Here is a 14240-nt window from a genome sequence, read left to right as displayed (position 1 = left end):
TAAAGTTGTCCGCCGTAACCGTCTAATTGTTAACTGTGTGTTGTCCGGATAGTCATTGTATCACGCTCTTGTTTTTTCAAACTTCCCACACTTACCAGCAGCGAAATCAGATCATCATTGAAATAATAATTTTCTTTTCCCAGTCTTTTCTTATGCAGAATGTTAATATCACAAAGTAAGTCCAAATATCGGGCAGCGGTTTTGCGGGCAACGTTCAGATCGGTCTTTACGTATTCTATTTTCGTATACGGATGCCGAAATAAACTGTTGATCAAATCCTGGCTATAGACCTTTGGTAGCTCTGTTCTGATTTTTTGTTTATGCCTGGTCATCAGCACCTTGATACCTCTAATCATGTCTGATGTTTGCAGCGCTGTTTGTTCTACTGCATCCAGAATATACAAAATCCAGGGTTCCCATTGTCCTGTCTGGCGTGTCTGTTGGAGCAGATTGTAATAAGCTGTTTTATTTTGATTGATAAAACGACTTAGATACAGGATTGGTAGTTTGAGCAAACCTTCCTTTACCAAAAACAGTATGTTTACAATCCTTCCCGTCCTTCCGTTACCATCATAAAATGGGTGAATACTTTCGAATTGGTGGTGTATAATGGCCATTTTAATCACTGGGTCAATATCTGAGAGGGAGGGATCGTTTATAAAATACTCCAGATTGCTCATCAAAGACACAATTGTATTGTAGTCTTGTGGTGGCATGTATACCGTTTCGCCGGTCTGCTCGTTTTTTAATACCGTACCTGGTACTTTTCTAAAACCTGCATCATTCTCCTCGAGTAATGCTTGTAAGGCAATGATGTTATTACTGGTTAGCAGGCCGCTTTGTTTTACCTGTTGATACCCTTCCAACAGTGCATGGGCGTAGTTGTACACTTCCTTAGCGGCAAGGCTGACGAACTGATGTGTTTGACTATCACTACTATATAATTCATCGTGAGTGGTAACAATGTTTTCTATGGCCGAACTGTCTTTGGCTTCTTGCAGCGCGAGTGTGTTGATGATAATGCGTTCATTCGGGATACTTTCTGCAATACCATTAAGCCCGGCCAGAGCTGCCCGGGTAGTACTTAGTTTTTTAAGAACCGCCTTGGTTTCTATTTCTCCTGCAAGAGGCAGCGTCGGCAGCGGTAGTATTGAGGTACTCATGCTTTTCATAAGTCATTTTTTCAAATTTAGGGTTAATTCCGAACTAACGTGTGTCATTTTTTAAGTTTTTGACCCACGTCCGTATAAACGTGGGTCAAAAACGTGTTTTTCTACACATGTCTTGGATCATCTGATATCCTTATGGTAGGTTTATAATAGCCTTTAATCCTCGTCCGAATTTGAGTCAAATAAAAACTAACTGATTTTCAGTTAGTTAAGATCGGGTAAGGGTTTCCAGTCAATCAAATTATGTTCAAATAGAAGATTGGTAACTAACGTAGCAACGTGAGTCATCTTTTTAATTTTTGGCCCACGTACTAATAGACGTGGGTCAAAAATGCTTTTTTCTATACATGTTGCGTAGGGAATCAACTTATAGACTTTAATTCTCTTGTTACGATGAACCGTCAAGTGTTCCTTGATAGTTGCTAGGCGCTTAGACAAAAATTAAGACGGCTCTTAGACAATGGATATTTATTTATAAGCGCTTTGTCTAAGGCTAAACATTAGTGAATCAAGGAGTTAAATTTAGGAATGTTCTTAAACGTGAAATGTATAGTGCCATTGTTAAAACTTTTAGGTTTTTTCCAAGAGATGTTTTTGTCGAACTGGCCAGCCAGCTGGATCGACGCACATTAAATTTTTTGGTTTGCAGATCCATAGAAAAACGCTCTTAATTCCTCTTGCAACTTAGGGGGAATTTGGGTCACTTTCTTAATATCCACCGCGTCTTTCTGAAGTGAGCTTAAAGCTGATTTTTTAAAGACCTCAAATTGATGAAGAATTATTGCAGTACCCAACGAACTACCTTTCATCGCATATTGTGGACCGTCTGGATTTTTTATCTCGTTGAATAAAAATGAAAATAAGCGCAAAATCTTATTTCGGTCTTCACCTTTAATTTCTGCCCGTGCACCAATATAAATTGGCTCCATCTTATAGGACTCATAGATATCCACAATCCAGTCCAGACAAATTTGAAGTCGGATCTTATCTTCTTTTTTGGATGTCAGCTGTATTCTAGCAGGAAGGGAAAATTTGAAATAACGTAAAAATTTGTCTTTCTCCTCGAAAAGCGTGTAATGGTACTCTAAGCACTCTATTGCTTCTTCCACCGATCCAAAGTAACATAGATAGTTAACTATATCATTTTGATACCTTATCCTTGATGGCTTTTCTGGAAATGATAAATGATATGGATGAGTCGAAGCGCCGATCTCATACCGAAAGTAAGGAGTGAAATCAAGGCTATCTTGATTCTTAAATCCCCACATTTTCTGTGCTCTTTGAAACTCAGAATATTCTGAGTGATAATCATTGTTTTCTTCCATAGTTATTCGTCTTTAAATCGTTTCTCCCAAATTTCAGATATTTGACGTGCATACTGCTTCTTTGTAACCTTGATATATGTAAGAAATGCCTTTTCAGTCCTGTGGCCAGTAATTGCCATAATAGCGTAAGTCGGTGTGCCGGCAAGATACTCATTGGTCGCAAACGACCGCCGGGCGGTATGTGATGTAATTAATGAAAATTTACTAACCTTTTTCTGGGTTCTGACTTTTCCTTTCTTCTCAAATAAGGCCACATCATCGCTAAGCTTCGCTTTTTCGCCAATCTCTTTAAGATACTCATTCATTTTTTGATTGGATATAGCCGGTGGTAAGTGATTCGGTGTTCTATCCTTATATTTCACCATGACCTTCCGGACAATCGGGTGAATAGGGATTTCAAGGTACTCATCAGTCTTGACGGTCTTGGTTTTCAAATATTTGAAATCAGGCGATATGTTTTCTGCATGTATGGTGGTAAGATCAGAGAATCTTAAACCGGTAAAACAACCTACAATGAAAAGATCCCGTACTTTCTCTAGCCTTGGTTCAGCAGACAGGTCGAGCTTCATAAGCAACTTTATCTCTTCTTCATCGAGATAAATCGAATCCACTGCTTTCCGTGGCGTTGAAAACCGTCTGCTCTTGAATTCCAGGTTTTCATTTTCTTTGCGTTCAGTTGCCTCGTTAAGAAAAAACTTTAAAAGGCCAGTGTGTTTGTTCTGTGTGTTTTCATTGTACTTCTTAATCTCTACCATAAAACTTTTGAGATCGTGATAGAAGTCAAGCGTAATCTCATTAAAACTGATGCTTTTCTTTTTTGATTCTACCTGGAACTCTAAGAGCATCTTTAAGTGTGAGTTATACGTTTTAATCGTATTGGGATTTTTGAATGCTACTACGGATTGAATGTATTTGGCAATGAATTCGGTCAGTCCGGATTTCTCTTTCAATGGAGCAGCTTCGTATCTGTCGATCCTGATTTCACGCTCAAAAAGCGGCTTTAAATCGGCAGGAGTGATAGGGAGCCTTTGGTATAAACGTTGCTGATATATCTTCTGAACTTCATTTCGCCATTTTTCCAGGTTGGCATTTAGCTCTGAATATCCTTCATGGCCTGATTTTAACTTTTGGTTTTTAGAATCCCAGAACTTGGGCTTGGTGAATAGATTTGTCGATATGACAACCTGCTCAGTACCATACCGAAAGTACAGGGAAATCAAGCAGATCCCGTTTGGGTTTGGTTTCTTCAAGTAGTATTTTACAGTTGCCATCAGGTGCTTTACTTTGTTTAGACAAAAATATTGTATGCACGCTGGTTTACAAACTGGTTTACAGTAAAATGTTGATAAAGGTTATATTTAATTTAATCCTATTTAATATATTTGTCATTAATAAGGCTGAAAGGCAATAAATTAGATTAAATACAACAATGATGAAAGTCAAAGGTTCGATTCCGTCCATCACCACAACTTAAAGCCGCTACGAGCAATCGCAGCGGCTTTTTTTGTTGGGTAACATTGTAATTCGGAAATCAATCCGGGTAATTATCAATGTACCCAGTGTAGGTTGCGTAAATTTCTTTCTGCTCATCGTCTCAAGCGAGTAACAAAATGAAACCTCTGGTATGCTGTATACCGCAGGGTATTGATAAGCTCTCTTAACAAAGATGGTCAGACAGTCGCGTTCCCATATATAAGATTCATTTCCATGGTTTTCAACATATTTGTAATTGCCCGGATAAAGGTTTTGAATCTCCGCGACAATTTCCTGATCCATTTTGCAGCTGTCTTCATGAAGCTCGAATGCAACACCGTACGTTAATGTTTGTTTCAATTCATCTGAGATTTCGTTGGGCTTTTTCCAATGATTGCCAAAATCAAAAAACCACTTGGCAGAGATATTTTTACATCCGATAGAGGCCGTTTGTAACCACATATAGTTTCTAGAAAAGCCACTAGTAGGCGTTTTCAGCACACCATGCACTCTAATAGGAAACTGAAACTTGATCCCCCGGAAATTTACCTTCGGATCTTCCTCGTATTTTTTATCATCCACCTTGTCTTGAAAAGATAGGTAAAGAATGAAGAGACCGATCAGAGAGGCAACAATGATTTTACCTAAGATGATAAAAGACTATCCAAAATGTAAAGAGCTTTTTTAGAATAATTAGAAGTTTTTGCATGAGCTGTGATTATGGCACGGCATTAATTAAGTTAATCAGGATAATGGTTGATATATCCAGTATAGGTAGCGTAAATATTTATTTGCTCATCGTCAAGTCCATAGCAAAATGAAACCTCCGGTACGCTGTATTTTGCGGGATACTGATTTACCCTTTTTACAAAAATGGTCAGACAATTTCGCTCCCATATGTAAGATGTATTTCCATGGTTTTCAAAATGCCGGTAATTGCCCGGATAAATCTTTTGAATTTCCGAAATGATCTCCTGATCCGTCTTACAGCTATCCTTATGGAGTTCGAATGCAATCCCATAGATCCTTTTCTCTTTCAAGGCATTATTTATTTCTTGTTGACCGTTCCAGTCATTTTCCCAATTAAAAAACCATTTAGTTGAGATTTGATTACTGCCAAAGTAATCAGTTTGTAGCCATGATGAGCTTCGTATAAATCCGTGAATTTGAGGGTTCAGCGCGCCTTTTACCTTTAACGGAAATTGAAAATTAATTCCTCTAAAATGCATGGGCACGATTTGGTCGCAGGTTCCATCAATTTTACGGTTTTCCGTAAGTAATATGTGAATGATGACAAGAACGGCCGTAGTATACAGAATTGCTTTTTTCATGAGCTGCTTACTAATAAATTGAATCAAACTTAACTTACGGACACGTCGGATCTACGTTGCTAGTACTCACTAGAACGGAGTTCTTAACAAACACTAAACCGTATTGTCCCAAATTGGTTGCCTCCTTAACACGGTCAGCCCACTGAAATGCTGTACCAGACCCATTAAATTTGTCAAATATTGAGACACCAGCAGCATTGTTTTTATTGTCCATCTGCGTGTCCATGTCTAATTGTCCGTTTTCATGACCAGCAGCCAGTGTCAATGCGGATTCTTTTGAAAAGGTCTCTGCATTAAGGATTATGAATAAAGCATGTTTAAATGCATTTCCCTTACAATTGTTACAGGTTGATCCAAAAGCATTGTATTTAGTGCTAGTGAACTTTTGTGCGGCGTAAGCATTGGCAGCATACATAAACCTCATTATTCTTTTAAAGCTTTCGACATTGTCAGCAAGCGCATCTAACGCCTCATTCTCTTTTGCATTGAAGGCTTCACCAGTCAAAATGAGCATTAGCTCGCCATAATTTTTTGTAACCTTATCGGCAAACGAGGAAAATAAATCAGTTATCCTGGCCAACATTGGCTGATCAAGTTCATTCAAAACCGCGATTTCAGTTGAGGTGAAGATAATACCCTTTGCCTTAGCTAAACTCACAAGCGGTGCAGCCGCTGCATTCGGCACAACAACCGGCCCTGGATCAGGCGTATTTGGCGTACAAGGTGTTTTTCCAGTCCCAGTTTTAGGTTGTACACAAGGATCATAACCACCGCCAGGATTTGGGACGGTTCCTCCCCCTGAGCCTCCTCCGGTTCCACCTCCCGAACCTCCATAGCCGCCAAATGCGTCGATATATGAGTCAATGCAGGTCGTTACAGTGCTGTATTGATATTCGAAGTAATATTTGCTTCCTGTCGGGCAGCCACACGATGTATGTTGCGAGTTATGGCAGCACAAATGTTCTACAATGCTGGACAGCACCATTACAGATGCGCAAACTGGAACCAAATTAGCACGCCCTTCGGGTCTTCCGCTGGATGGCAGACCGTCGTAATTGTTCATGATCACAGTTCCGTAGAAGCTCCGCTTACGGTCTTTCTTGTATTCCTGTATCCACTTCTTGTCCGGGAAATACCAGGCTAAATATGCCTTGACACCCGCATCGGTTGAGTCTATGATAATGTTTCGGAACACAGTGCCGGTGTGGGACCTGCGATAGACGGGAATGGTGTAGGTCGTGTGGTTGTTAATGGTTAGTTTTCGCACGCTGTCGGTTGTGCTAGGCAAAATCGGAAAAGAAATTACAATTTTCTCGCTGGATCGAAGGCTTTTTTCGGCGCTGGATCTGAAATGGTCATACATTTCTTTGTCTTCGAATCCTTTGACCTGTCCTAAAAACTGATCATAGCTAAGCATTCTGTCTTCTGTCGCTAAAAACTTCTCAGCCGGGCTTTTTTCAGGAGAACTCTTGGTGTCGAGGTCGTCACGGCAGGACTGGTTTGAAAATGCAAATACAAAAACAAGAAGAAATGAAATGCATGACGCGATGCGTCTGAAAAGAGAGAGTTTTTGCATAAATAGTTTGTGAAGGATGAAAAAGTAAATCGATTCGTGAGATTACGATTTATGATTCGATCCTTTACAAGCCGGTATGGCGGCAATGAATAAGCGGTTGGGCTGAGTTATTCTTCGGTTTTACAACATTACTAGCCGGTAACTCGTGCTTCGTCCGCCAGAATCTTCCTTTTCTAAAACGCCCTGTTCAACCAGATTTTGAATGTCTCTGAGCGCGGTGTCCGGGGAGGTCTTTGCGATTTTTGCCCATTTGGATGTGTTGAGCTTCCCTTCAAACCCGTCCAGAAGTTTATTGAGCATTAGCTTTTGGCGGTCATTTAAACTCTTTTCTGTGAACAGCTTCCAGTATTTTGCTTTGTTAAGCACCGTATTGAGAGTCGTTTCCGTTGCTTCTAATGCCCCATCCAGGCAATACAAAAACCATTCGAGCCATCCCGTAATGTCCAGATCGCCTTTTTGCGTTTCTTCTAGGATGTCGTAATAATGTTTGCGTTTATGCTGGATTTGGGCCGACATGCTATAAAAACGCTGCGCGCTTTCATCCGAGCGCGCCAGTTGCCTGTCGGCGATGGACCGGGCAATTCTACCATTGCCGTCGTCAAAAGGGTGAATGGTAACAAACCATAAATGGGCAATTGCAGCCTTAATTACCGCATCCTTTGCATTATCATCGTTAAACCAATTTATGAACTGAGTCATTTCGGCAGGCAGTCTTTCAGAAGCAGGCGCTTCAAAATGCACCTTTTCTCGTCCCATCGCGCCGGAGACAACTTGCATGGGACCTCCCGAATTGTCGCGCCAGTTTCCAACAGTGATTTTAAACATTCCACTGCGACCTGTGGGAAATAAGGCAGCATGCCATCCAAATAGACGCTCTTCCGACAAAGTTTCTTTATAATTCTGCGTTGCATCAAGGAGCATTTCAACAACACCTTCCACATGGCGATCCGCTGGCAGGAGCATTCCAATGTCCATACCGAGCCTGCGGGCAATCGAAGAGCGCACTTGATCTGCATTGAGGATTTCGCCTTCAATCTCATTCGACTTCACCGCATCCAGAGTCAGCGTTTGCAAAACTGCTTCTTCCTGCAATGAAAAGCCCAGACTTTCCATTCGTCCAACCAATTTGCCTTGCTTGTGACGCACAGATGCCAATAGTGGAGAGATCATCTGATGATCCCAAGTAAACCTCGGCCAGGATTTTTTTTGATGAATGTACATATTAATCACCGCATAATATGCGGTAAATATAAATTCTTTTCACCGCATAATTATGGCTCTGAGAAAATTTCGCTTAGCGGCATCCCCAAGCCTTTGGCGATTTGCTGGAGATAGAGAAAGGATGGATTGATTTTTCCTGCTTCAAGGCGTTGTATCGATTGCTGATCTTTGTCGATCACGTGCGCGAGCTCTTCCTGCGTGACGTTTTTCATCTTACGCAATTCCTTTATTCTTAGACCAAGCTTCGTTAGTTCTTCATCCTTTTCCATAGAATAATAAAGGACACATTAAACAAATACATTTTACACAACGAATACGTTGTATTTTGCAGACTTTGTTTACATTTGTTAAACAATAGGATGCCTTCGTTTCAACAAATCAGCACACATGAACTTCAAAATCCTAACTCTTCCAAAGCCAGAAACTCAAATCTGCCTCCACCGTGATCGCAGCGACGAAAACCAGGAAATTGTTCGCATTACAGCATTCGTGGTCGACTCCGCGGGGCAGGAGTTAATGTTGGAAACGGTGGCGCAATTTGCGGATGCGGGATCAGCGAGGCGGTTTGTGTTTGATTTTTCGATAGAATCGGGGAGAATATTTTTGGAAGAATGTCTGAATGAAGATGGAATCGCAATTATCCGTTGAACATTGCCTAATTCGTATATCTGGTATAAAGCAAATCGCGGAGCGATGCAATATTGGTAGCAGTCGCGCGGTAGCCAATGTGTCCATAAACAATGATAAAATCCCGGAGGGATGCAACATCGTGCAAGCCGTCGCATCCCTCCGGGATTTGACTTTGCATCGCCATTATTTTTGTTACTACCAATATTGCATCCCTCCGGGATTTTCATTTTGCTTGGCTATTATCAATTTAATCCAATTTACCTCCGGACACAAACTGACTGCCTTCATTAAAAATCGATTAAAAAATCCTGAATTATCCAACAAAAAAATGGTTCGATTCTATTTTGGCATCGTTCCCGACATCGTTTGCATAAATATATTTGTCCAAAACCTTTGGCATTTCTTGCTAAACGCTAACCTTCCTTTTAGCGAAGGCGGCGTCCGTGAAAAAGATAATCAATAATTTCTTCGATTATTAATATTCCGATCCGCTTCGGCATTCACCTGAACATTCATTTCCAGACACAAGCTCCGAACCGCTTTTTCCGGCAGGATTGTACCCGTTTTTTGAATGTCACTTTTGCATTAATAAATAGAATAATATAAACTGTTATGATGTATGTTTAGAAAACTACAAAGCGTATCGGCCCTGGGGCTGGTGCTCATGTATGGAGTCTTACCGGTTGGTAGTCAGCAGGTTTATGCGGGAAGCCATGCGCATATCGCGGCAAATCCGGTGGTGTTGACAGTCGGGAAGGAAGGGCCGAATGCTGTTTTGGACATTTCAGGAAAAGTGACGGGCGATAATGGAGAGCAACTTCCAGGCGTCAGTATTTTACTGAAAGGAACGACTACGGGCGCTACGACGGATGCAAATGGTTTGTACAAAATCACGATCCCGGCCGGAAACGCGACGCTCGTTTTTTCTTACGTTGGTTATATCAGTCAGGAAATTGAGGTGAGTAACCGCTCGGTTATCGATGTGAAACTGCTGGCTGATACGAAGGCGCTGGAAGAAATTGTGGTGGTAGGTTACGGAACGATGAAAAAAAGTGACGTTACGGGGGCGATTACGTCGGTGAAGGCGAAGGATATTACGGCGATTCCGACTACAAATGCGCTGAGGTCGTTGCAGGGGAAGGTTTCAGGGATCGACATTACGCAGAGCTCTGGTCAGCCGGGTGCGGATATCAACATTGTTTTACGCGGAAATAGGTCGTTACGGGCTGATAATAAGCCGCTTGTGCTGGTGGATGGGATTCCATACGGTTCTTTTATTGACATTAATCCCACGGACATTGCGTCGATTGAGGTTTTGAAAGATGTGGCGTCAACTGCGATTTATGGAACGCGCGGTGCGAACGGGGTGATCATTATTACCACGAAAAAGGGCTCATCGGGCAAGTCGACGCTGTCGTTCAATTCCTATGTGTCGATGAACAAAAAGGCGCTGTATCCGCGGATGATGAACGGGGAGGAATATGCGCAGCAAAAACGTGAGGCTTACCGGACCACAAACGGCGATGTTTACCGGAAGGATGAAGATATTTTCCAGGTTACCGAATTGCAATACATTAAGGATAAGCAGTTTGAAGATTGGCAAAGCTACATTTTCCAGAACGGCTTAATGCAGAATTATGAGATCAATCTCACTGGCGGCAGCGAAAAGACAACATTCTCGACGTCATTTGGTTATCAAAAAGATAAGGGACTGCTGCTCAATGATGTATATCGCAGATTGAATGGTAAGATCAGTGTGGATCATCGGTTGAATGACCGTTTCCGGGTGGGGTTAAGCGCGATTTATTCTTACAAAAATCAGGATAAGCGCGATAATCCGCTGAATATGGCCAACAAAATTCTTCCTATTGCGAAGGCTTTTAATGATGACGGCACGTTGATCCTGAACCCTGCGCCTGGTTACAGCGCGCAATTTACGCCGCTGGCCGACGAGCAGCCGGGCGTTTTTGTAAACAACATTGTGGACAAACGCCTGTTTTCTTCGGCTTACCTGGATGTAAAAATTACGAATGATCTGTTTTTGAAATCAACGATCGGTCTGGATTTCAGGGACTTCCGTCGCGGATATTACAAAGGTTATAACACGGTTGCGAATGCGGGCCGTAACTCGAACTCGGGGGTTGAGATCAATAATTACTTCAACTACACCTGGGAGAACACATTAAATTACAACAAAACCATTGGTAACCACCAGATCCAGGGGCTGTTGGGAACGAGTTCGCTGGGGACTAAATATGAGGAATACACATCTTCCGGCAACAACCAGGCATCGCCGATCACTTCTTACCACGACCTCAATTCTAACACCATTTCCAAAGCCATCGGCAGCCGGTTGCGGGAAACGACCATTGCATCGTTTTTCGGAAGGGTTAATTACAAGTTGAGCAACAAATATATTTTCCAGGCGTCGCTGCGTGCGGATGGATCTTCGGTTTTGGCCGCAGGGAACAAATGGGGCTATTTTCCTTCCGTTTCGGGAGCTTGGCGCGTGATCGAGGAGCCGTTTTTACAGGATAGCAAGGTTTTCAATGACCTTAAATTGCGCGTGAGCTGGGGAAGATCGGGGAATTCGACCATTGATCCTTATGCTACAAAAGGCGGCTTGGGACTTTCTGCGTATGCTTTCGGGACGAGTGCGGCATTTGGTTACTGGCCAAGCGTGATCCCGAATCCAGCATTAACCTGGGAAACAACGGGCACCTGGAATGCCGGTCTGGACTTTGGGTTGGCCGGAAACAGGATTACGGGAACGGTCGACGTTTACCGCTCACGGACGCGTGATCTGCTGTTGCCCAGCTTGCTGCCGACGCACACGGGTTACAGCGAAATCCTCGAAAACATTGGTCAGGTTGAAAATAAGGGGATTGAGCTTGCGATAACGACGCAAAATATTGCCGGCAAAGCATTCAACTGGTCTACGGACTGGACGTTCACGCTGAACCGCGAAAAGATCATTGCCTTAAATAATGGCGTAACACGCAATGAAGCCAATAAATGGTTTGTGGGCGAGCCTACGAAGGTGTTTTTCGATTATAAAAAGATCGGCATCTGGCAGTTAGGGGAGGAGGAAGCGGCTTTGGATTTTGGACAAAATAAGCCGGGCGATGTAAAAGTGGCCGATATGAACGGCAACGGCGTGGTGGATCCGGGTGACCGCACGACATTCTCGAATGTGCCAAAATTCTCTTTCGGGGTCAATAACCATTTTGAATACAAAAACTTTGACCTGAGCGTGTTCGTCTACGGCCGCATTGGGCATTATATCAATTACGAATATAATGCTGGCGCTTACAAGCCGAGTGCACTTGAAAACTCTTCGAATGTAGATTATTGGACGCCGGAAAATCCGACCAATGCTTTTCCTAGGCCAAACAGCTCATACTCAACCACAAATTATTTATATCAGTCTACTTTGGGTTATGTCAAAGGTTCCTTCGTGAAGATCCGGGATGTGTCGTTGGGCTACAACATTCCTTCGGCTTTAACCAAAAAGATCGGTGTGGGCCGGGTGCGGGTTTATGGAACGCTGCAAAACTATTTCACTTTCAGCAAGATCAAGGATTACGATCCGGAGCGCGGCGGCAATTTGGATTTCCCGCTGGTGAAGCAGATGATCTTTGGTGTAAACATTGATTTTTAATACAAAAACAGACATTCCAATGAAAATAAAAATAACGGCCTTACTCATGGCTTTTTCGCTCGTGGGGCTCACTTCCTGCGAAGACTATCTTTCCGAAACCAATAAAAGCGGCCTGACCGAAGACCCGTTTTTCCAGACCGAACTGGGAATGACAGCAGCCGTAAATGCCTCTTATTCAGGTACAAGACTCTGGTATGGCAAAGAATTTCCATCTGCATTTGCCGAAACTGGCACCGATCTCTTCCTGCGCGGCGGTGATAACAAGGCCAATCAGATTTCGGATTATACCGTCGATCTGAATGGTGCTCAAACGAATTTGAAGGATTACTGGGGACATTTATATAAAGCCTTAAACACTTGTAACACAGCATTGAAGCTGCTCCCGGCGCCGATTTTGTCGGAAGCTATGAACAAGCAATATGAAGGCGAAGTGCGCTTTTTGCGGGCACATTACTTGTGGCTCATCACCGAAACCTGGGGCGATGTAGTGCTGCAAACAGAGCCAACTGCCGGTGCCGTTACTACTGCAAAAAGGTCGAGTGTAGAGGATTTTTATAAGGTGATTTTTGCTGATCTGGACATTGCAATCGCCAACCTGGCGCCCGCGAAATCGACAAACGGCCGCATCACGCAGGACGTGGCAAAAGCATTCAAAGCCAGAATGGCCCTTACCCGTGCGAGTTCGACCAACAATGCTGAGATGTATGCGTTGGCGGCCACATTGGCCAAGGAAGTGATTGCATCGGGTCGCTATGCCTTATTTTCTGATTTTAAATCGCTTTGGGATATGAAAAATTCCGAAGGCGGCACTAATTCCGAGGTCGTTTACTACGTGAATTATACCAATGACGACACCATGAACGGGGATTATGATGCGGCCGCGGGCAAGGGCAATAACAGCCATTTGCATTACATTATGGTGTACGATAAGCAGCCCGGGATGGAGCGGTCGGTTGCGTACGGGCGTCCTTACCAGCGCTATGTGCCCACATTGCATTTGCTTGATTTGTTTGACGAAAAGGTCGATCAGCGCTATGCAGGCACTTTTCAGACGGTTTGGCTTGCTAATATGGCCAATCTGAAAGCCGGAACGGTGAATGGTTATCCTAAGATGGCTTTTGGCGACACATCCATGGTTTTCATGAAAACGGTGGCTACGCCCGCACAAATTGCAAACGCAGCCGGTCGTTATAAAATCTTCGACCGCAACACCATGTATAAGGAAGACGGATCGCTGCTGTTAAGGTCTCAGTTTATTCAAATGAGCAAATTAATGGACCCAACCCGCCTGACGGCCAACCAGGAATGGAGCGCCCGCGACGGGTTTGTGATCCGGATCGCCGAACTATATCTAATCGCGGCGGAAGCATTAATGAAGACAAATCCTGCCGAAGCGCTGACTTACATTAACGATCTGCGCAAAAAACGTGCGATTCCGGGTAAAGAAGCGAGTATGACGGTCGCAGCCAAAGACCTGAACATTGATTTCATTCTCGACGAACGCGCCCGCGAGCTGGCAGGCGAACTGCTCCGCTGGTACGACTTGAAACGGACCGGAAAACTGGTAAGCTACGTTCAGAAATACAACATGGACGCCAAAGCGAACATTAAAGAAACCCATAATCTCCGCCCGATTCCGCAAGTGCAATTGGATGCGATTACAAATAAAGACGAGTTCAAACAGAATCCAGGTTATAACTGATTGTTTTTTAAACATTAATTATCGGAGAGGGACGCCTTATGAGCAGCCGCCAGACGGTAGCCGCCCACAAGGAATCCCTCTCCGATTTACGTAAGGAGCTGCGCATCCAGCCGGAATCGTACAACCGCTGGGTGTAATTGCTAACTTTGGTC

The 14240-nt window shown here is 43.3% G+C and carries 12 protein-coding genes; 3 read left to right on the top strand and 9 right to left on the bottom strand.

What is annotated here, in order from left to right; genetic code table 11:
- Positions 1–29: 29 nt before the first annotated feature.
- The 8 genes from NFI80_RS17370 to NFI80_RS17335 form a co-directional block, all read right to left on the bottom strand.
- Complete coding sequence (locus NFI80_RS17370; protein ID WP_235165433.1) at positions 30–1172, bottom strand: Fic family protein; 1143 nt, start codon at positions 1170–1172, stop codon at positions 30–32.
- 626 nt (positions 1173–1798) lie between these two features.
- The gene (locus NFI80_RS17365; protein WP_235165430.1) at positions 1799–2494 is read right to left on the bottom strand and encodes a hypothetical protein; all 696 of its coding nucleotides are present in this window, start codon (positions 2492–2494) and stop codon (positions 1799–1801) included.
- A gap of 2 nt (positions 2495–2496) precedes the next feature.
- Positions 2497–3765 carry a site-specific integrase gene (locus tag NFI80_RS17360; RefSeq protein ID WP_235165424.1) on the bottom strand — a complete coding sequence of 423 codons (1269 nt, stop codon included), beginning with the start codon at positions 3763–3765 and terminating at the stop codon, positions 2497–2499.
- A gap of 208 nt (positions 3766–3973) precedes the next feature.
- Positions 3974–4549: a hypothetical protein gene (locus NFI80_RS17355; RefSeq protein ID WP_235165421.1), complete on the bottom strand. Its 576-nt coding sequence runs from the start codon at positions 4547–4549 to the stop codon at positions 3974–3976.
- A 158-nt stretch (positions 4550–4707) separates the two neighbouring features.
- Positions 4708–5298: a hypothetical protein gene (locus NFI80_RS17350; RefSeq protein WP_235165420.1), complete on the bottom strand. Its 591-nt coding sequence runs from the start codon at positions 5296–5298 to the stop codon at positions 4708–4710.
- Positions 5299–5332: 34 nt separating this feature from the next.
- Positions 5333–6874: a DUF6973 domain-containing protein gene (locus NFI80_RS17345; protein ID WP_235165414.1), complete on the bottom strand. Its 1542-nt coding sequence runs from the start codon at positions 6872–6874 to the stop codon at positions 5333–5335.
- Positions 6875–6994: 120 nt separating this feature from the next.
- Positions 6995–8095, bottom strand: coding sequence for a Fic family protein (locus NFI80_RS17340; RefSeq protein WP_255703589.1), 1101 nt, complete (start codon positions 8093–8095; stop codon positions 6995–6997).
- A 50-nt stretch (positions 8096–8145) separates the two neighbouring features.
- The gene (locus NFI80_RS17335) at positions 8146–8364 is read right to left on the bottom strand and encodes a helix-turn-helix transcriptional regulator (RefSeq protein ID WP_255703588.1); all 219 of its coding nucleotides are present in this window, start codon (positions 8362–8364) and stop codon (positions 8146–8148) included.
- A 118-nt stretch (positions 8365–8482) separates the two neighbouring features.
- Between NFI80_RS17335 and NFI80_RS17330 the strand changes: the two genes are divergently transcribed.
- Complete coding sequence (locus tag NFI80_RS17330) at positions 8483–8743, top strand: hypothetical protein (RefSeq protein ID WP_235165394.1); 261 nt, start codon at positions 8483–8485, stop codon at positions 8741–8743.
- 7 nt (positions 8744–8750) lie between these two features.
- Here the strand turns inward: NFI80_RS17330 and NFI80_RS17325 are convergent, their stop codons facing one another.
- Positions 8751–8903, bottom strand: a complete 153-nt coding sequence (locus NFI80_RS17325; RefSeq protein WP_235165386.1) for a hypothetical protein — start codon at positions 8901–8903, stop codon at positions 8751–8753.
- Between the two features lie 441 nt (positions 8904–9344).
- Here NFI80_RS17325 and NFI80_RS17320 point away from each other — a divergent pair, with 441 nt between their 5' ends.
- Positions 9345–12386, top strand: a complete 3042-nt coding sequence (locus NFI80_RS17320; RefSeq protein WP_235165377.1) for a SusC/RagA family TonB-linked outer membrane protein — start codon at positions 9345–9347, stop codon at positions 12384–12386.
- A 19-nt stretch (positions 12387–12405) separates the two neighbouring features.
- Positions 12406–14088, top strand: a complete 1683-nt coding sequence (locus tag NFI80_RS17315; protein ID WP_235165376.1) for a RagB/SusD family nutrient uptake outer membrane protein — start codon at positions 12406–12408, stop codon at positions 14086–14088.
- The last annotated feature ends 152 nt before the right edge of the window (positions 14089–14240 follow it).

The organism is Dyadobacter chenhuakuii (assembly GCF_023821985.2).
GTDB lineage: Bacteria > Bacteroidota > Bacteroidia > Cytophagales > Spirosomataceae > Dyadobacter > Dyadobacter chenhuakuii.
This window is presented reverse-complemented; position numbering and strand designations above follow the sequence as displayed.